Source organism: Nonomuraea sp. NPDC049269 (assembly GCF_043197155.1).
GTDB lineage: Bacteria > Actinomycetota > Actinomycetes > Streptosporangiales > Streptosporangiaceae > Nonomuraea.
On sequence record NZ_JBICSO010000010.1, the window covers coordinates 186,357 to 204,647 of the forward strand.

An 18,291-nucleotide genomic window follows, 5' to 3' on the forward strand; every position below is an offset into this window, starting at 1 on the left:
TTGCAGTACTGAGTTACGGGAGAAGGTGGTCGAGGAAGCGCATCACGGCCGCCGCGAACAGATCAGGGCGGTGATCGACGGCCGGGACGCCGGTGCCCGGCAGCAGCTCCGTCCGCGCGCCCGGCAGCCGCCCGGCCAGGGCGGCCATGTCGGGCCTGGAGAACTCGTCCAGTTCCCCGCACAGCACCAGGGCGGGCGCGCGCACCAGGCCGATGCGCTCCTCCATCCGGTAGGCGTTGACGGCGAGGTGCCCCTCCTCGACCCGGTCCAGAACGTTCAACGCGTCCCGCACCAGGCGGTTCAGCAGGTCGGAGCCGTCCTCGGGGTAGTACGCCCGCCGGTTGTTCCACAGGTCGAGCAGATGCGAGCCGTCCGGACGCGGGGTCACCGCGTCGATGGGCGGCCGGTGCGCGACCTCGGCCCGCCGGGCGGCGTCCACGTACGGCACCCCTGACAGCACCAGGGCGCTGACCCGCTCGGGCGCGCGGGCGGCCACCTCGGTGGCGATCACCCCGCCGGTGTGATGGCCGACCAGCGCCACCCGCTCCAGCCCCAGGGCGTCGCACAGCGCCAGCACCCCCTTCGCGAACAGCTCGACGCTCCACTCCTGCGCCGGCCGGTCGGACGCGCCGAATCCCAGCGTGTCCATCGCGATCGCCCGATACCGGACACCGAGCAGAGGCAGCACGTCCCGGTACTCGTCCCAGGAACGCGGCGTCTGGTGCAGCAGGATGACGGGCGCGCCTTCGCCCTGCTCCGCGTAGTGGATGAGCCCGTGAGGGGTGGATGCGTACGCTCTGGCTGGCATGCCCGTACTATGTACGGTTCATAGTACGAAGTCAAGTACGGAGTAACCCTTGACATTCGTTCAAAGAACCGTACATAGTACGGCCAGCTCCAGGTGACCTGGTCACCCTTTCCTGCTCCTCACGGAGGGCGTCATGACCGCCACGATCAGTACCCCGCGCCAACGCAGAAAAGCCGCGTTCGCCAGCTGGATCGGCACCACCATCGAGTACTACGACTACGCCTGTTACGGCATCGCGGCTTCCCTTGTCTTCCCCGGCCTGTTCTTCCCGGCGAGCGATCCGCTGGTGGCGACCCTGCTGTCGCTGTCCAGCTTCGCCGTCGGCTACGTTGCCAGGCCGCTCGGCGCCCTGATCTTCGGGCACTTCGGCGACCGGGTCGGCCGCCGGACGATCCTGATCGTGACGCTCGTGCTGATGGGTGCCGCCACCTTCGCGATCGGCCTGCTGCCCACCTATGACCAGATCGGGGTCGCCGCGCCCGCGCTGCTGATCGCCGCCCGCATCCTGCAGGGCGTCTCGGCCGGCGGCGAGTACGGCGGCGCGATCCTGATGACCGTGGAGCACTCCGACCGGGCCCGGCGCGGGTTCTTCGGCTCGCTCGTCAACACCGGCACGACCGCCGGGCTCCTGCTGGCCAACCTCACGTTCCTCCTGGTGCTGGACGAGAGCGCCGTGCGGAGCTGGGGCTGGCGCATCCCCTTCCTGTTCAGCGCCGTTCTGGTGGTGGTCGGGCTCGCGCTGCGGATGGCGGTCGAGGAGACGCCCGAGTTCGACGAGGTCAAACGGCATCAGGAGGTGCGGCGGCTGCCCGTCGTCGATCTGTTCCGCACCTGCTGGCGTACCGTCCTGCTGGTCGCGCTCGGGATCGTCGGGGCGGGCACGACCTTCACCATGGCCACGGTCTTCTCGCTCACGTACGGCAAGTCCGGCCTCGGCCTGCCCAGCGACCGGATGCTCACGGTCCTCCTGCCGGCCATCGTGGTCGTGCTGGTCTGCGTGCCGCTGTTCGGGCGCCTGTCCGACCGGATCGGCGTGCGGCCGGTCTTCATGGGCGGCGCGGCCGCGCTGATCGTGCTGCCCTTCGTGTGGTTCGCGCTGCTGGAAACCCGGCAGTACGGCTTGATGCTGCTCGGCTTCGCGCTGCTGTTCGTCGGCTACGCGGCCAACTACGCCGTGGTCCCGGCGTACTTCTCGGCCGTCTTCCCGTCCGCGGTCCGCTTCAGCGGCCTGTCCATCGCCTTCACCTGCGGGCTCATCATCAGCAACGCCATCGCTCCGGCCGTCTCGCAGTCATTGCTGGCCGCGACCGGCGGCTGGATTCCCATCGCCGCCTACATGGCGGGCGCGTCCCTGGTGACGCTCGTGGCGGGAGTGTTCCTGCGGGTGCCGGAGGAGCCCGCCGGCGAGCCGGATCACGCCGTCTCCGTGGCGCAGCCCGAGTGACCTAGGAAAACGGCGGGGCATCGGTTTCCCGATGTCCCGCCGTTCGCTCAGGAAGCGATGTCGCGCTCCTCGGCCAGAAGGAGCGTCGCGGAACGGCTTGGCGGCGCGACTGTCCTGCGGCCCGTACGTCACTGGGGCGCTGTGTCGGTCAGCAGGTCGAAGGCCAGCCCGCTGGAGCGCCCGCCGCGGCCGGTGTCCCGCCGCACGGTGAGCCAGACGATCACCTGGCCGGTCCGGGTGCGGGTGCGGTTGTACGCGGCGGTCAGGCGGGTGCCCGTGAGAGGGACCTCCTCCTCGTTGATGAAGTACCTGTTCCCGGCGTCGAACCCCTCGCGGAGCAGGGCAGTCCTGGCCGGTACGGGACTGCCGTCCACCTCGCTGGGCATCGTGGCGCGCTGCAGTTGCACGCTGCGGCTGTCGCCGGGGACGTGGACCGGGATGAACGGGATCCAGTGCTCCGGGACCGAGCTCATCACCCGGTACGCGACGGCCGCCCGAGGGTCGTCGGGCCGCGTCGGCGGGCGCAGCCGGCGGCGGAAGGCGAGGGTCTCGGCGGCGGCCTCCGCGCCGGGGCGCGGGTCGCCGGTGGGCATGCGGACGGTCTGCTCGATGCCCCACACCATGTTGGCGTTCTCGTCCCGGGCCAGCAGGACCTCTTCCAGCGCCGGGCCGTCGGCCACCTTCGGCGTTCCGGGCGGCAGCAGGAGGCCGGGCGCGTCGCCGTGGACGTACATCGACCATTGCTGCCAGTCGTGCGCGGCCCCAGCGCCCGCGGGGGTGATCCAGCGGCGCGCGCCGAACACGTCGGTCACCGCGAGCCCCTGTATGGCCGCGAACGTGCCGGTCGGCACGTCGCACGGCAGGATGTACCAGTCGTTGCTGTAGACCAGCGCGAACTCGAGGAAGATCAGCCGGGCCAGGTCGGTGCTGTCGGGGGTGACGGCGGCGAAGTTCGTACGGCCGTCCTCGACCGCCCACCAGCGTGGTAGCGGCATGCCGGTGAACCGGGCGGGCGTGGGGAACACGGTGCGGTTCAGCGCGGCCGGAGTGGCGCCCGCGCCGCCGAGCGTGTCGTTGTGGGCCGTCGAGAACGCGTGCCAGTCCAGCTCGCCGCCCGGGTACTCGGGCGCGGACAGCACCGCCTCGCCGCCGGGCCCGGCCGCGGCGACCGAGAAGCGGTGCTCCAGCCGTCGCGGGTCCCAGGGGCTGACCGCGCCCGGCTGGTCGATGAGCTGGTCGAACCAGGCGATCAGGCGGGGGCCGAGGGCATTGAGCGCGTCGCGGTCCTGCCGGCGCAGCCCGGTGATCCCGTCGGCGGCCGTTCCGCCACCCTTGACGTGCTGGTACAGCAGGTAGCCGTCCATCCGGCGGCCGGCCACCGCCTGCGTGCCCGCCCAGACCTCCGGGTGCGCCACGCGCTGGGCGTCGGCCTCGGCGCCCGGGTCGGGGAGGGTGATGCGGTAGCGGGCGACGTACTGTTCGGCGACCTCGCGGTTGTGCTGGAGCGAGGCCCGCGCCACGAGCTTCAGCCAGCGGCGGCCCAGCGACAGCCGCAGGTCGAACGAGATCGGCTCGGCCCCGAACGCGAACGGCAGCGGCCGCCTCTCCACCACCGTCTCCAAGGGACGCCCGGCGGGTAACGCGCCCGGCGGGCTCACCGGGTCGGTGTCGGGGCGGAAGCGGGTCAACGGGCTGGCCACGACCGAGTACGTGGCCGTCACCGGCGAGCCGCCGTCGGTGGCGCGGAACTCGCCGAGCTGCCACTGCCGCGCCAGCAGCCACAGCGGGTCACGGACCTCGGCACGCAGCGCCCTGCCGAAGTCGGTGGTACGGGGACGCCCCTCCAGGCGGTTCCACAGGCCCACCGTCGGGAAGTCCCGATGGGCCAGCGCCGCGGGGAGGTCGGCGATGCGGGGCTCACTCATGGTCGGCCTTCCATCGTGTGTTGGCGACGGCGAGATCGGTGCTGATGGTGATGGGCTGACGGGTCGCGGACAGGAGGGTCGCGGGCAGCAGCTGGGCGTACCCGGTGCCGTCGAGCTGCGAGGGCTCCACCAGCCGCGTACGCGCCAGGTCGAACGTCTCGGTGACCGCCGCGACGAGGTCCTCGGCCCGCCACGACCCGGTGGTCACGGGCGGCACGACCAGCAGCATGCTCTGCGGCGGCTCGGAGTCGGGGCTGTCGGCGTGCACGGCGATGCCGGTCGTCTCCCGGTCGGTGGGCAGCACCTCGGTCCACTCGTCGAACAGCAGGCCGCTGGCGGGCCCGGATCCGCCGGGCGGGTCGTCGGCGTAGTGCGCGGTGAACAGCAGGCGGTCCTGGTCGATCGTGGCGCCCGAAGCGAGCTCCATGGCCAGCCAGTGGTCGCCGTTCGCGAAGGGCAACTGGATCGGCCGCAGCCGCGGCTCCCGGTCCTCGATGTCCTCGAGGTCGTCGTTCCTGAGCGCGTCGCTGAGCAGCGTCACCCGCTCCCACAACCGCGGCATCTCCCGTACGCGGGCCAGGCCGTGCAGCCAGTCGTCGACGGGGAAGTCCCGGGAGATCGGCGCCCGGGTGAGGTGCCTGACCAGGTCGTCGCTGTCGTCGAGCGCGTCATGCAGGTCGTCGCCGAGATCCTTCGGCAGCATGTACTCCGGTACGACCAGCGCGTCCGGGCCGAGCAGCGCCCGCAGCGCCTCGATGGTCGCCTTCGCGCGGTCGGGCGCGGTGACGGCGTTGTCGGCGCTGGTCAGCGCGGCGGTGGCGGCGGCGAGGCGGGCGGTGATCTCCTCGCGCAGCGCCCGCGTCCTGGACAGCAGCTCCGCGCCGAACGCGACGACCTTGTCCAGCACCGGGGTCAGGTCCAGCCCGGCCGGGTCGAGTCCGGTCAGCGGCAGCAGGTCGCCGACCTGCTCCAGCAGCCCGCTCAGCTTCGTACGGCCGGTCCTGGCGACGTCCTCCAGATCGTCCTGGCGCCGGGCGAAGATGTCGCGCTGGCGCCCGATGGCGCTGCGGAACCGGTCGGGCCGGTCCGGCGGGTCGGGGTCGGGCGCGGTCGTGAGCAGCGGCTCCACCTCGTGCAACCTGCGGAAACGCTCGTCGTCCGGGGTGCGCCGAGGCAGCGCGTCGTAGGCGGCCAGCAGCGCGTCCGCCTTCGCGAGCGTGCGTCCCATCCGGGCCGCCGTCACGGCGACGGCCGCCAGCACCTCGGAGAACACGCCGCGCCGCCAGGCGGTCACCTCGCCCCAGCCGCTGCGCACCATGCCGAACCCCGCCGCGGTGGTGACCAGCCGGGCGTAGCGGGTCAGCAGCGTGTCGATGCCCTCCACGATGTCGTCGCGCCGCGGCTGCGCGGGGGCGGGCGGGTACAGCCGGACGAGGTCGCGTTGCAGGTCGTCCACGTCGTCGCCGAGGTCGTCGAGCGACTCGCGGACCGCGACCGGGCGCTGCCTGGGCACCGACACGGCGTCGTCCAGCGTACGGTCGAGCGTGACGGGACCGGAGGCGGGCACCAGGTCGGTCGGCTTGAGCGGCCGGCCCGTGGTCAGCAGCGTGCGCAGCGCGGTGATCAGCGGCGACAGCTCGAAGAAGGTGACCTTGCCGTTGACGCGGTCGGTGTAGCGGATGGTGAGCTGGGCGTCCGGGCGCGGGTCCTCCCTGTTCACGACGACGCCGATGATCCGGTCGTCCAGGTCGGTCATCGCCGCCTGGTCGGTCGGCCGTACCGTCCACAGCAGGTCGATCGGCGCGAGGTCGACGTCGTCCTGGGTGACCACGCTCTCGTGAGCACGGCCGTTGACCGGGTCGGTCCAGGTGACGCGCGCGGCGACGGATTCGTCCCGCGGCAGCAGGCTCGGCAGCCAGTCGTCCACGGCCGGTTCCGCCTGCGCGCGGGGAGTGTCGCCGTTCCCGGGGTGTAGTCCGGCCTTCAGCCGCAGCCCGAACCGGTGGGTGAGCGTGGTGCCGCTGCGCGGCGACCTGACCACCTCGGGCTCGGGTGGCAGCCCTTCCTTGGCGTAGGCGTCGAGGGTCGCGGAGGCGCGCTCGGGGTTGCCGCCCAGCGCCTGGTGTGTGGCCTCGGCGACGGCGAGGTCGGCGACCGCGTCGTTGGCTGCCAGCAGCCGGTCGGCCTCCTCGCTGATCGCCTTGGTCTGATCGGGGTTCGCCTCCGGCAGACCCTTGAGACCGAACGGGTACGTGCGCGTCGCGCCGCTCCTGGTCAGATGGCGGGCCAGGGCCAGGCCGTCGATCACGTTGCGCGCCTCGACCTGCCCGATCTCGTTAGGCTTGTCCTGATCTGCGGCTACGGACTGCGGGATCTTGCCCGACCGCAGCGGGAAGGCCAGCCTGAGCCCCCCGATGAACTTGTCCACCTCGGCCTGGCCGCTCCGGTCGTGCAGGCCACGCTCGAACCGGTAACCCAGCATCGCGCCCAGCGACTGGCCGCGCCGCATCCCGTCGAGGATCGACAGTGCGAGCCTGACCCGGTCCGCGCCGAGGTTGACCGCGAAGGGGCCTGGGTTCTGCCGGTCGGCGTTGGCGACGTACCCGGCTCGCAGGACGGCCGCCGTACGGGCGTGGCCGGGCGACGGCGCGTGCACGAAGCCCTCGTTCTCCGGGTCGTGCAGCAGCGGCTGGGCTCCGGCGAACACCGTCGCCAGCGGGCCGGTGAGGGGGACGGGTTCCAGCCGGTCGACGGCATGCGGCCGTACGTTCTCCAGGTAGCCGTACGCCCCCAGGTGCAGGCCGGGCCGTACGGTGCCGTCGGGCGCGAACCGCAGTTCGGCGAGGCGTTCGGTGGCCAGGCCCAGCCGCCACGCGTCCAACCGGTACGTGGCCAGGTCGAGGTGCTCGGCCAGCAGCCGTTCCAGGCGGGCGGTCGGCAGGGTGGCCAGGACGTCCAGCGCGCGGGCCTGGTCGGCGAGCGCCGCCGTCGGGCCCGGCTGGTCCGGCGCCTGCTTGCTCAGCGCCGACGGGATGAAGTTGACCAGCAGTTGATCAGGGCTGCCCGTGACCAGCGGGGCGGGCGAGTACAGCAGCCGGAAGCGGCTCTCGCTGGTGGCGTCCTCACCGGGCCCGGGCAGGTGCACGTGGATGAACGGCGGATCGACAGGCGGCCCGGCCGGCTGGCCGGCCGCGGTGGTGAGCGCGCGGGCCGCCTCGTCCCAGCCGAGCAGGATCGCGTGCCGCAGCAGCAGGTACAGCAGCGTCGCCGGACGCTGCCCCTCCGCGAAGCCCGACTCCAGCCGGATGCCGTTCAGGCTGGTACGCGCCAGCGCGGCCAGCCACGTCAGATAGTCGCGCCCGTCGGTGGTGTACGGCCGGATGCGGGCGCTCTCCGACAGCGGCCGGTCGTCCACCAGCGGCGCCAGCATCGGCTGGTGGAAGTCGGTGAACAGCCGTCGCAGCAGGTCCGGGTCGCGGCCGGGGCCGGTGTCCGCACCGAAGCGGCTGAGCAGGGCGCGCACGGGGGCGGCCAGCCCCAGCTGCTCCACCGTGGACACGACGGTGGCGCCGAGCCCGGCGAGGTTCTCCCGGTTGAACAGGTCCTCGAGGCTCTGCGCGTACCGCTGGTGGTACTCGGCCGACGTCGGGTGCAGCGCGACCAGGTCGAGCAGTTGCTGGTGCGCGTCGCTCGCACCGTCGCCCATGTGCGGCACGTGAGCGGCGGCGGCAGCCCAGTCCTTGCCCGCCTCGGTGAGGACCCGGTTGAGTGCCCGCCGGTGCCCCGCGGAGTCCGGGAAGGCGAGCCGGGAGAAGGCGGTGGTGGGCAGGATCCCGTACGGCTGCCGCCCGATCTTCACCACGGGCAGCGGGCCACGGCCGGAGACGTACTTCTGGAAGAAGTCGCGGGTCTTGGCGACGGCGTCCGGGCCGAGCAGCGGGTGCAGCGCCGTCTGCAGGAAGGAGCCCCACGTCGCCGGCCACAGCGCGGTGTTGGCCGCGCGGGCGTCGCGCTGGTCCGTTCCGTCCGCGTTCGGCATGCCGGACAGGACGCCGGGGTCGATGCCGAGCAGGTCGGTGAGCTGCCTGCCGTCGGTCCTCGTCGTCCAGTCCTGCGCCGCCGCGGCGGCGATCCCCAGGGAGGAACGCAGCGCGGCGGCGGCCGCGTCCTCCTCGTCCTGACCGGCCGGCCGGACCTCGGAGTTGTTGGTCGGCGTGCCCTGCGGCAGCAGGGCGAACCCGTCCGGGCCGCGCAGATGGCGCTTGATCAGCTCGGTGAGGTCGGCGGCCGTCTTCGTGGGCGCCGCCTGCTCGCGCAGGCCCAGCACGACGAGCCGTTCCACTCCCCCGCGGATCTCGTCGGTGAGCGGGATCCGCACGCCCATGCCGACGGCCACGGCCCGGTCGAAGTCGACGAGCCAGCGCAGCGCGTCCGGCACGTGCAGGACGCCGGTCTGCTCGTTGACGGAGATCTGGTCGCCGGAGCCCGGGTCCGGGCTCACCGCGAGCGTGGCCGGCACCGTGGCGCCGGTCACCGACACCACCTGGCGGGTGCCGTTGAACCCGAGCACCTGGAACCGGTCGGGCAGCAGGCCGGCCTTGGCGCCCTGCGTCCAGGCGTCCGTCGCCGTCGTACCGGGGTCGGGCGGCTTCATCACCAGGAACGCGACGATCACGTTGTCGGTCGGGCTCGTCAGCGCGCCGTCCAGCCCGAACGGCCGGTTGGCGCGGATGGTGTTGGCCCTGGCGGTTCCGACTGAGGCGACCAGCGCGGCGTCGGCCTGGCGCAACCGCAGCCGGTCGCCGTGCGCCCGCCACACCGCGCTCCAATAGACGATCGACGGCTGCCGGTTGTTGGCGGCCGGAGCCACGGCGGACCGGATGACCAGCACCACAGCGTCGTCGGCCGCCCCGGCCGGCTCCTCGGCCGGGTTCGCCGGGGTACGGCCGCGCAGCAGCCACGCCGCGCGGCCCGGCGGTATCCGGGTGGCCAGCTCCTGCCAGGCGGCCTGAAGCCGCGCGGCCCGGCCGCCGGCCGCCCAGCGGGCCGTCCAGTACGCGTCGATCGCGGTGATCTCGGCATCGGTGGGCTTGGACTCGAACTTGTCCACGGCCCATTCGTCCGGAAAGATCCGGACCAGCAGTTCCGTGGCGGTGAAGCGGGTCTCGACCCGCACCGGCGCGAGCAGAACCGGGAACGCGTCGCTGAGCGCGGTCATCGGGGCACCATTTCCTGAGCGTGGACGGCGACCATGACGGGCACCTGGAGGAGGATGTAGGCGAGATCGGCCGAACCCAGGCCGCTGAACCACAGCGGCAGGTTCTCGTCCTCGTCGTGCTGGTCGAGCTTGCCCGCGTCGTCGGATCCGTCCAGCCCGGCAAGCGGCACGGTGACGGCGGGGTCGAGCGTGAGGAACCCGCGTCCTGCGGGGTCGACGTCGCTCCAGGTCAGGTCGTTCCAGACCTCGATGGGCCCGGCGGGCGCGCCGGGGTCCCGGTCGTCCAGGCCGAAGCGGGGGTCGCCCGGACGTTCCTTCAGCACGAAGAACCAGCCGGGGTCGTCAGGACCGCCGATCGCCTGGTCGGCGGTGAGGCCGAACCCGATCAGGTAGATGTCCGGGTCCACAGTGGCCTCGACGCGGGGAAGCTGGATCTGCTCGGTCGTCGGCTGACCGATGATCGTGACCAGGCGGCGCTGCTGCGACTTGTCGGGCAGGCCGTCAGGGCCGGGCGGCCATTCGGCCCGGTGCGCGTAGATGGCGGTGGTCGGGTACTTCTTGAGCAGTTCGCCCCTGACAGTCAGGACGATCCCGTCGTGCGGGTTGGAGTTCTCCCCGAGCCTGGCCGTCAGCGGCCAGCGGTGCATCGGCGGGATGTCGTAGTCGCGCTCCCGGCGGTCCGCGGGCGACACCCCGGGCTCCGGCAGGGCGGTGAGGGGATCCCAGAACTGGCGGAACGGGGTGCCGCGCTGGTCGGTCGGGAACTCCCGCCACAGCATCTCGCGGGCCATCTCGTGGTTGAGCCCCGCCATGTACGACTCGATGAACTCGTGGTTGTTGTCCAGGAGCGTCAGCGTGTTCTGCGGCAGCAGGTTCAGGTTCGGCACGAACGCGTCGAGCGAGCTGCCGAGCAGCGCCCGGAACATCGGCGTGTCGAACACCGGGTACGCCATGGCCTCGGTGAACGCCTCCGCGAACGGCCGCAGGCGCTCCGGGAGGCTGACGGAGCCGTCCAGCAGCGCGCGCGGCACGGTCGTGTCCGAGCGCAGGCCGGTGAGCGTGGCCGTCGTGGTGGTGGTCAGGTCGAGCGCGTTCGGCGGCGGGGTCTGGCCGACCGCCACACCGGCGTCGATCGCCTGGTGCAGCTCGCGCAGCGCGGTCTTGAACCGGGTCGCCTCGGCGCTGTCGGCGGTGCCGGGGTGCGGGGTGACGGGGTCGCCGGGCGTGCGGAGCACGAAGTCGGGGCTGTGCGCGAGGACGTCGACCGGGTCCGTGCCGGGCGGCCGGTCGGGGTGGAGCGCGGCGTTGACGTCGGCCGGGGTGACCAGCGCGCCAGGCGTGATCTTGACGGGCGCGGCGACGACCGGGGTGACCGGGTCGTCCATGCGGAACAGCAGGCCGTCCGCTCGCCGCCCCTCCGGGAAGTCCAGCGAGCGCATCAGCCGCGAGCCGGGGCGGATGATCCGCCGCATGGCGGGCGAGACGGGCGCGGCGGCGACCCGGCTGCCGGCCACGTGGAACCCGACGGCGATCTCACTGTCCTGCCCCGCCACCAGCGAGTTCGCGGCGGTGACGGGGGTGGTGACCCGGGAGTGGGCCGGGGCGGTGAGGGTGAGCGCGCGTCCCGAAGGCGCGGCGGCCGCCGCGGTCCGCGCCGTGCCCGCCGGCAGTTCGAGGTGGCGGGTCTGGAGCGCGTGGCCGACCTCGCGGGCGAGCTGGGCGGCCCGGATCCGGCCGTTGGCCGCCAGCACGTCGCCGACCTGCGCCCAGGCGGCCGCCATCAGCTCCTCGTCGTGGTCCTTCACCACCTGCGCGCCGAGGTTGGCGGCGACGCGGAAGCGCGGGTCCAGGTTCAGCCGGTGTATCCAGTTGTGGCTCTCCTCCGTGGACACCGGTGTGCCGTCCCTGCCGAACAGCAGGCGCGGGGTGAGCGCGTGCCACCGGCCGTACAGGGGCGGGGTGACGATCGGGTCCGGCCCCGACGTGCGGTGCTGGAAGTCGTCGGCCAGGTTGATGCGCCGGGCCAGCTCCTGCTCGAACGGGTGCGGGTAGAGCGGGGACGGCGACGGCGGGTCGGCGAAGTGGTCCCAGTTCTCCCTCGGATCGACGCTCTCCGGCACGCGCAACGCGCCGCCGAGCGGCAGCACGCCGCCCTGGTCGGGGATGCCGGGCAGGTCGAAGCCGGGGCCGGCGTGCACGTCGATCTCCCGGACGCCCACCCGGGCGTCGGCTCGGCGGGGCTGCAACTGGCGTACGAGGAACTCGAAGTCTCCGGCCGTACCGGTGCGGAACGCCCACCGGTGGTAGTACGGCATGCGGTTGCCGACCGGGCGGTTGGCGTACGGCGGGCCCCAGCTCGAGTACACCGCGCCCGGTGCTCCGGCCGGGTCGAAGCCGAGTCCGGCCAGCCGCCCGGTCTCGAAGGCCGGCACCAGGAACGCCTCGTACGCGGTCTCCGGCCGCAGGTGGCGCGGGCAGATCAGCCGCGAGCAGGCGCTGTCCGGGTCGGTGGTCAGCACCGTGTCCAGGGCGGCCAGCGGGCCGGCCGTGCTGTCGGTGACCACCGGCCCGGCCAGCGAGCCGTTCACGTGGACGTGCGCCCAGGCGCCGAGCTGGTCGGCGGGCGGCATCGTACGGCCCGGGTCGACGATGTCGATGGCGGGCAGCGGATCCGTGCCGGGAGCGTCGGCGAACTCGGTGCCGACGGCCAGCACCACCAGGGCGAGCCACGGGGTGAGGCGCGCGGTCGACGGCCCGGACGGCGCGGGGCTGTAGCGCCAGGCGAAGTCCTCCTCCACGAACTCGATGTGCGCAAGGAAGTTCGGCTCCACGTTGGCGGTGCCGGGCCGCGGCTCGGTCCGCGAGATCGCCCGCGGGTCCACGCCGACCACGTCGCCCGGCCCGTACAACTGCACGGGACGCCCGGCGTCGTGGGTGATCGTGCCGCCTTCGAGCCCCTCACCGGAGACGGTGAGCGGGATCTGGACGCTGGCCCGCGCGGCCGTGCCCGGATCCGCCGTGATCCGGGTGTTGATCCCGGCACGCAACCACGGCAGAAAGGTGTAGGCGTTGGCGGTCACGAGGTCTCCCCGAACACCTCGGAGGTCGCGGTGAGCTCGACGGCCGCCGGGTCGGCGGCGGCCAGCCCGGAGCGGGCGACGCCGCCCGCGACCAGCACCCTGTCGTCGGCCAGCACGACCGCCGCGAACGACCAGCGGCCCGTCACCAGGCCCGGCACGGACGCCCACGCGTCACCGGTGACGTCGTAGGCCAGCACGCTGCGGAAGCCGGACTCGTCGCGGTCGCCCGACGCGCCGCCCGCCACCATGACCTGGCCGCCGGGCAGCAGGACGGCGCGGTGCAGCGCGCGCCCGGAGGGCATCGCGGTCACCTCCGTCCACTTGCCGGTGTCCAGGTCGAACACCTCGGCCGTGCGCCGGCTGAACGGGTCGTACGGCGCGGTGCCCGGCGAGCCCGGCGCGGTGCCGCCGGTGATGAGCACGCTGGTGTCCGACAGCCGGACCGCGCGGTGGTGCCTGCGTGCGCTGATCAGGCTGCCGGTGGGCGTCCACCTGTCGCGTGCCTGGTCGTACAGCTCGCAGAACGCCAGCGCTGGGTCGTCGGGGGCGCCGACCGGCGCGGTGCCGCCCGCGACCAGGACGATTCCGCCGTGCAGCGGGACCGCCGTGTGGGCGGTGCGCGCGTCGCTCATGGAGCCGGCGGAGCGCCACTTCTCCTTGCCGGGGTCGAACCGCTCGGCTGAGCGCAGGGCGACCGTGCCGCCCGAGGGGCGCGACGCGCTGCCGCCTGCGATCAGGACGCTGCCGTCGTCCAGCAGCGTCGCGCTGTGTCCCCAGCGGGGGGTGATGAGCCCGCCGGTCGGGGTCCAGTGTCCCGTCGCCGGGTTGTACAGCTCGGCGGAGCCCTGTTCGGTGCTGCCGTTCAGGCCACCGACGACGAGGACGCGGCCGTCGGCCAGGCGGGTGAGCGAGTGCAGCCGCCGTGGCGTGCCCATCGGGTCGGCCCGGTCCCAGGTGTCGTGATCGGCCCCCTGCTTCTTGCCGAACAGGGCCGCGTCGGCGAGCGAGCCGCCCGCCGCGTCGGCGCCGCCGGCCACCAGCACGGTGCCGTCGACGAGTAGCACCGGCCCGTCGTGCTGGCCGTGCCAGGCGGCGGGGGTGGGCAGGTCACCCGCGGTTTTCCAGGTTCCGGCGGGTGGCTCGGTGGCTTTGGGCATGATGGTCATTCCTTCGTTAGTCATGGGATCAGCACCTCGCCGGTGCCTGTGGGGTCGGTGCCGGCCACGCCCGCGGCGGCCAGCACCCGGTCGTCGGGCAGTTCGGCGACGGCGTGGGCGCTACGGCCCAGCAGCAGGCCGCCCAGCGTGCGCCAGGTCCCGGACCGGGGGTCGTAGGAGATGACGGACCGGAAGCCCGCGCTCCGCTCGGGCGCGCCGGTGCCGCCGGTCACCAGCACCTCGCCGGAGCGCAGCGGGATCGCGCGGTGGCCGGAGCGGCCGCCGGCCGGCATCGGCTGCGCCGGGCTCCAGACCTCGCTGACCGGGTCGTACAGCTCGGCGCTCGCGAGGCTGTGCGGGTCCAGCGTGCCGTCGGCGGCCACGACAGGGTCGCCGCCGGTCACCAGCACCCGGTGGTCGGTCAGCAGGACGGCTTGGTGCCCGGCCCGTGCCGTGCCGAGGCTGCCGGTGGTGCTCCACTCGCCGCCGGCCGGGTCGAACACCTCGCAGTAGGCCAGCGGCTCGGCGCGGCCCGCGCCGGTGGGGAGCAGGCCGCCGGTGACCAGGACCCGGCCGTCGTCCAGCAGGACCGCCTGGTGGCCGGTGCGGGCGCTGCTGAGCGTTCCCGTGGCGGTCCACGTGGCGGTCGCCGGGTCGTACAGTTCGGCGGACGCGAGCGCGCCGTCCTCCTGCCCGTCCCGCGCGCCGCTGCCGCCGGCGACCAGCACCCGGCCGTCGCCCAGCACGGTGGCCGAGTGCCCGTGGCGGGCGACGGCCATGCCGGCAGCCGGGGTCCACCGGCCCGCGGCCGGGTCGAAGAGCTCGGCGGAGGCGAGCGGCGCGTGCCCGCCGCCCTGCCCGCCGCCCTGCCCGCCGCCCTGCCCGCCGCCCTGCCCGCCGCCCTGCCCGCCGCCCTGCCCGCCGCCCTGCCCGCCGCCCTGCCCGCCTGTGACGAGCACGCGGCCGTCGGGCAGGCGCGTGGTGGCGTGCCGCCTGCGCGCGGCCCCGAGCGCGGGTCCGGTGGACCACGAGTCGCCCGCCGGGTCGAACAACTGGGTGACCTGGATGGGCGAGCCGTCGGGGGCGGTGCCCCCGGCGATCAGGACGCGGCCGTTCTGCAGCGGCACGAGGTCCACCTCGGACACCGGTGCCGGCAGCACGCCCGCGGGTGACCACGTGCCGGGCACGCCCGGCGTGACGGCCGCCTCGGCCGCCGGGATCACGTGCAGTTGCCCGGCCAGGTTCGAGTCGATCGCCACGAATCCGGCCAGCGCGTCCTCGGCCGTCGCGCGGCTGCGGAACGTCGAGGGCACCCGGCGCGTGCTCGTGCCCGGGCGGCTCGGGGGGAATGCCTGGCGGTTGCTCTTCACGTACGCGACCACGAACCGCTGCTCGTCGACCCGCACGGTGTCCTCGGCCAGGAACGGCTGCCGCTGCCTGGCCTGCCGGGCCGACAGCCCCGACCGGCTGGTGCTCGAACCGCGCAGCAGCTCGTCGAACACCGGCTCGCTGACGCTGTGGAAGCGCTGTACCGGCGCGCTGGTGGCGGCTGCGAGCGCGACTCCGGCCGGCTGCGCGGCGGCGCTGTCGATGAGGTGCAGCTCGAACCGGACAGCGCGCCGCACGACCCGGGCGGTCGCGAGATTGCCCTGGTCGGAGGTGAGTTCCAGCCCGGCGTCCTGCGTCTCGAACGAGGGCCGCGACAGCTTGGCCGCGTCGGACATCTTCTGGAACTGGGCCATCGCGAACTTCTCGCCGGTGACCGACTTCTCGACGAACCCGCCGTTCTGCGGCGTGGTGAGGGTGAAGCGCCGCCCGTCGGTGATCGGCTGCCCGCCGACCTGGTCCACCCGGACGCCCAGCGGCAGCGCCCGCTGCCGGACGACGAGCGTGCCGAGCGGGTGCAGCACCAGGTCGTCGCCCGCCGGGAGGCTGCGCAGGGAGACCAGCGTACGGACGCCGCCGCCCGGCAGCCGGGTCTCCCAGCTCTCGTTCTTGGCGATCTCCGAGACCAGCAGCGGCAGCCCGAGAACCGTCGGCACGAACAGCGCCAGCTCCTCGCCGAAGGAGAAGTCGAAGTCGGCGGAGATGGAGAAGAACAGGAAGCCGATCGAGCCGCGCCCGTGCACCCGCCACGGGGCCGGGCCCTCCAGCGTGAGGTCCAGGCTGAGGCTGAACACGCCGACGCCGAACGCCTTGAGCGAGACGTGCCCCGAGCTGTGCGCCTTGTAGCGGAACGGGTCGCGGTTGATCAGCCCGTCGAGGGTGAGATGGCCCTCGACCCCGAACGAGCTGAACCCCAGCCGCACCTCGACACCGCCGCCGAACTGCACGGTGTTGGGGGTGAGCGCGAAGTAGCCGGTCACCCGGATGAGCTGCCCGCCCCGGTTGAGCAGGTCCACCGCGAGCCGGGCCGGCGTGGGGAAGGGCAGCGGCGGCGGCCGGAAACCGGGATGGAAGCCGCCGACGGTCACGATCAGCTCGCGGTCGCCGCTCCAGGCCACCAGCAGGCCCATCCCGCCCTCGACGGTCATCCCCACGATGCGCGACTCGACGAGCTTGGCGAAGAACCACAGCCGTCCCTTGTCCCGCTCCAGCGCGCCGAGGAACTGGGCCTGCAGGAGCAGCAGGGGGTTCTCGGGAGAGGGCAGCGCGGCCCGTACGACGCCGAGGATCGCGATGTTGCCCGGCACCTCGATGATCAGGCCGACCGAGGCGGTGATGAGGGGCGGCGTGCCCCACCCGATCTTGGCCATCGGGCCGATGAGGAACGTTCCCTGCTGGGCGGGGAAGAACCGGCCGAGGTCGGACAGGATCCGCGGCGCGTTCGCGACCACGTCCTTCGGGAACGCGACCGACTCGATCGCCCCGGTCCGCACGCCCTCGATGAGCGCCTGCAGGTCCATCCTCCGGTTGAGTCCCAGGAGCCCGCCGACGGCCAGCAGCGTGAATCCGGCGCCGAGCTGGATGCCGGAGGGGAACTCCGCGGTGAGCACGATGAGCAGCGAGAAGCCCGGCGAGCCGTCCGGCTGGCGGGTGGTGATGAGCCCGATGCCCTTGACCGCGATGAGGTCGACGATCTCCAGTTCCAGCGCGCCGGCGTACTCGCCGCGGTCGGGGTCGAAGGACAGGAACCCGCCGCCGGACGCGCCGTTCGCGCTGATCTTCAGCCCGACCCCGGTGGGCGGCTTGAAGCCGACGTCGAGATCGAGGGCGCCGTCCTCGCGCGACAGCTTGATCACCGCTCCCATCCTGTCGGCCACGGCCGCGATCGGGCCGAGCTGGGCGCCGACCGTGCCGGACACCTCCAGGGCGACCCCGTCGTCGGTCAGGCGCAGGCCGAGGTGGAGCGAGCGGATCTCCGCCGGGCCGACCTGGAGGTCGACCGGGATGTCGGCCTCGACCCCGCCCGTGCCGCGGAAGCGCAGCCCGGTCGCGCTCGACCAGGACAGTCCCACGTCGGCGTCGAGCTCGATGGAGCCGAACGGCAGGATCGTCCCGAGGAAGCCGTCCGCGTCCGCCAGGTTCAGCACGATCTTGCCGCCCTCGACGGCGGCCTCCAGCACCAGCTCGCCCTCGGCGCGGCCGGCGGCGGCGTTCCAGTCGAGGTCCGCCCCGCCCGTGATGCGCAGGGAGCGCGCCTCGACGCGGGAACCGCCCGCGGTGCCGAGGATGACCAGCGGCGGGCCGCCGGCGGCGGGCGGCGCCTGGACGCCGAACCGCACCGAGCCGCGCACCTCTCCGGACGGCGGCACGATCCGCAGGCCGGCGGGCGGCAGCAGCTCGACGGCCGCCCCGGCCTCCATCGCCGCGTCGGCCGTCGCGACCAGCGCCACGGAGTCGTTGACCGGCACGATGAGCTCGAGATGGTCCTTGGCGTCGAGCCGCAGCGTGGCCGCCACGCCGGGGATCTGGTCATCGGTCCTGCCGATGTCCACGCCGGCGACCCGCAGGAACGGCGGCGGCCCCGGCTGCGGGAAGGCGAAGTGCGACACCGTGGTGAGGAAGATCGACAGGCGCTGGAGCAGCAGGTCCCAGTCGAAGTCCGGGCCGCCCCAGCGGTAGAGCTCGGTCAGGGTGGCGACGGGGTCGCGCAGGAAGCCGCTCAGCCGGTCCAGGCGCAGCACCCGGCGCACGTGCGTGGGCGCCGCGGGGGTCGCGGCGATCGGCGTCGACTCCAGGACGCCGATCAGCTCCAGCACGTTCGCCACGATCGGCTTCCTGTCCTGGAGGTAGGTGATCAGCGCGAAGCCGAACAGCCGCTCCGCCAGCTCACCGGCGAACGCCTCCACCTCGGCCCGGTTCGGCCCGGCCGCCGCCGCGGCCGCCCGGATCGCGCCGGCCACCACCCCGACCGCGTCGGCCACGGTCGTGACCAGCTTGCTGATCGCGGCCACGCTCTCCGCGATCCGGTCCGCGTCCTCGGCCTCGATCGCCGCGGCCAGGTCGGACAGCGAGCGGGGCAGCCCGCTCAGCGCCGTGGCCGCGCCTTCCACGGCAGTGCGTACGGGTTGCGCGGCCAGCACGACGCCGGGCGCCGGCAGGCCGATCTCGGCGAACAGCAGCGGGATCTCGTCACCGCGCAGCCGCTGCTCCAGAGGGGCGAACGCCTTGCCCACCTCGAGCATCAGGGATTCGACGGACAATGCCATCGCGGGA

At 73.6% G+C, this 18,291-nt stretch carries 7 protein-coding genes; 1 reads left to right on the top strand and 6 read right to left on the bottom strand.

Annotated elements, in window-relative coordinates; all coding sequences use genetic code 11:
• Positions 1 to 13: 13 nt before the first annotated feature.
• Entirely contained in the window at positions 14 to 808 is a 795-nt protein-coding gene (locus tag ACGFNP_RS47210; RefSeq protein ID WP_358327163.1) for an alpha/beta fold hydrolase, read from the bottom strand.
• Positions 809 to 941: 133 nt separating this feature from the next.
• Here ACGFNP_RS47210 and ACGFNP_RS47215 point away from each other — a divergent pair, with 133 nt between their 5' ends.
• Entirely contained in the window at positions 942 to 2,252 is a 1,311-nt protein-coding gene (locus ACGFNP_RS47215; protein ID WP_393329586.1) for an MFS transporter, read from the top strand.
• Between the two features lie 128 nt (positions 2,253 to 2,380).
• Here ACGFNP_RS47215 and ACGFNP_RS47220 read toward each other — a convergent pair whose 3' ends face one another.
• The 5 genes from ACGFNP_RS47220 to ACGFNP_RS47240 are packed head-to-tail and all read right to left on the bottom strand — an operon-like array spanning position 2,381 to position 18,284.
• Entirely contained in the window at positions 2,381 to 4,177 is a 1,797-nt protein-coding gene (locus tag ACGFNP_RS47220) for a hypothetical protein (protein ID WP_393329588.1), read from the bottom strand.
• Complete coding sequence (locus tag ACGFNP_RS47225) at positions 4,170 to 9,395, bottom strand: hypothetical protein (RefSeq protein WP_393329590.1); 5,226 nt, start codon at positions 9,393 to 9,395, stop codon at positions 4,170 to 4,172. Before ACGFNP_RS47225 ends, ACGFNP_RS47220 begins: the two co-directional genes overlap by 8 nt.
• Complete coding sequence (locus tag ACGFNP_RS47230) at positions 9,392 to 12,475, bottom strand: hypothetical protein (protein ID WP_393329592.1); 3,084 nt, start codon at positions 12,473 to 12,475, stop codon at positions 9,392 to 9,394. The genes ACGFNP_RS47225 and ACGFNP_RS47230 overlap by 4 nt, the downstream gene beginning before the upstream one ends.
• Positions 12,472 to 13,656 carry a Kelch repeat-containing protein gene (locus ACGFNP_RS47235; RefSeq protein WP_393329594.1) on the bottom strand — a complete coding sequence of 395 codons (1,185 nt, stop codon included), beginning with the start codon at positions 13,654 to 13,656 and terminating at the stop codon, positions 12,472 to 12,474. The genes ACGFNP_RS47230 and ACGFNP_RS47235 overlap by 4 nt, the downstream gene beginning before the upstream one ends.
• Complete coding sequence (locus ACGFNP_RS47240) at positions 13,653 to 18,284, bottom strand: DUF6603 domain-containing protein (RefSeq protein WP_393329596.1); 4,632 nt, start codon at positions 18,282 to 18,284, stop codon at positions 13,653 to 13,655. The genes ACGFNP_RS47235 and ACGFNP_RS47240 overlap by 4 nt, the downstream gene beginning before the upstream one ends.
• Positions 18,285 to 18,291 lie beyond the last annotated feature (7 nt).

Excerpts from the sequence above, each read along its gene's own strand:
- ACGFNP_RS47210 (WP_358327163.1), bottom strand. The coding sequence starts at position 808 with ATGCCAGCCAGAGCGTACGCATCCACCCCTCACGGGCTCATCCACTAC.
- ACGFNP_RS47215 (WP_393329586.1), top strand. The coding sequence starts at position 942 with ATGACCGCCACGATCAGTACCCCGCGCCAACGCAGAAAAGCCGCGTTC.
- ACGFNP_RS47220 (WP_393329588.1), bottom strand. The coding sequence starts at position 4,177 with ATGAGTGAGCCCCGCATCGCCGACCTCCCCGCGGCGCTGGCCCATCGG.
- ACGFNP_RS47225 (WP_393329590.1), bottom strand. The coding sequence starts at position 9,395 with ATGACCGCGCTCAGCGACGCGTTCCCGGTTCTGCTCGCGCCGGTGCGG.
- ACGFNP_RS47235 (WP_393329594.1), bottom strand. The coding sequence starts at position 13,656 with ATGACTAACGAAGGAATGACCATCATGCCCAAAGCCACCGAGCCACCC.
- ACGFNP_RS47240 (WP_393329596.1), bottom strand. The coding sequence starts at position 18,284 with ATGGCATTGTCCGTCGAATCCCTGATGCTCGAGGTGGGCAAGGCGTTC.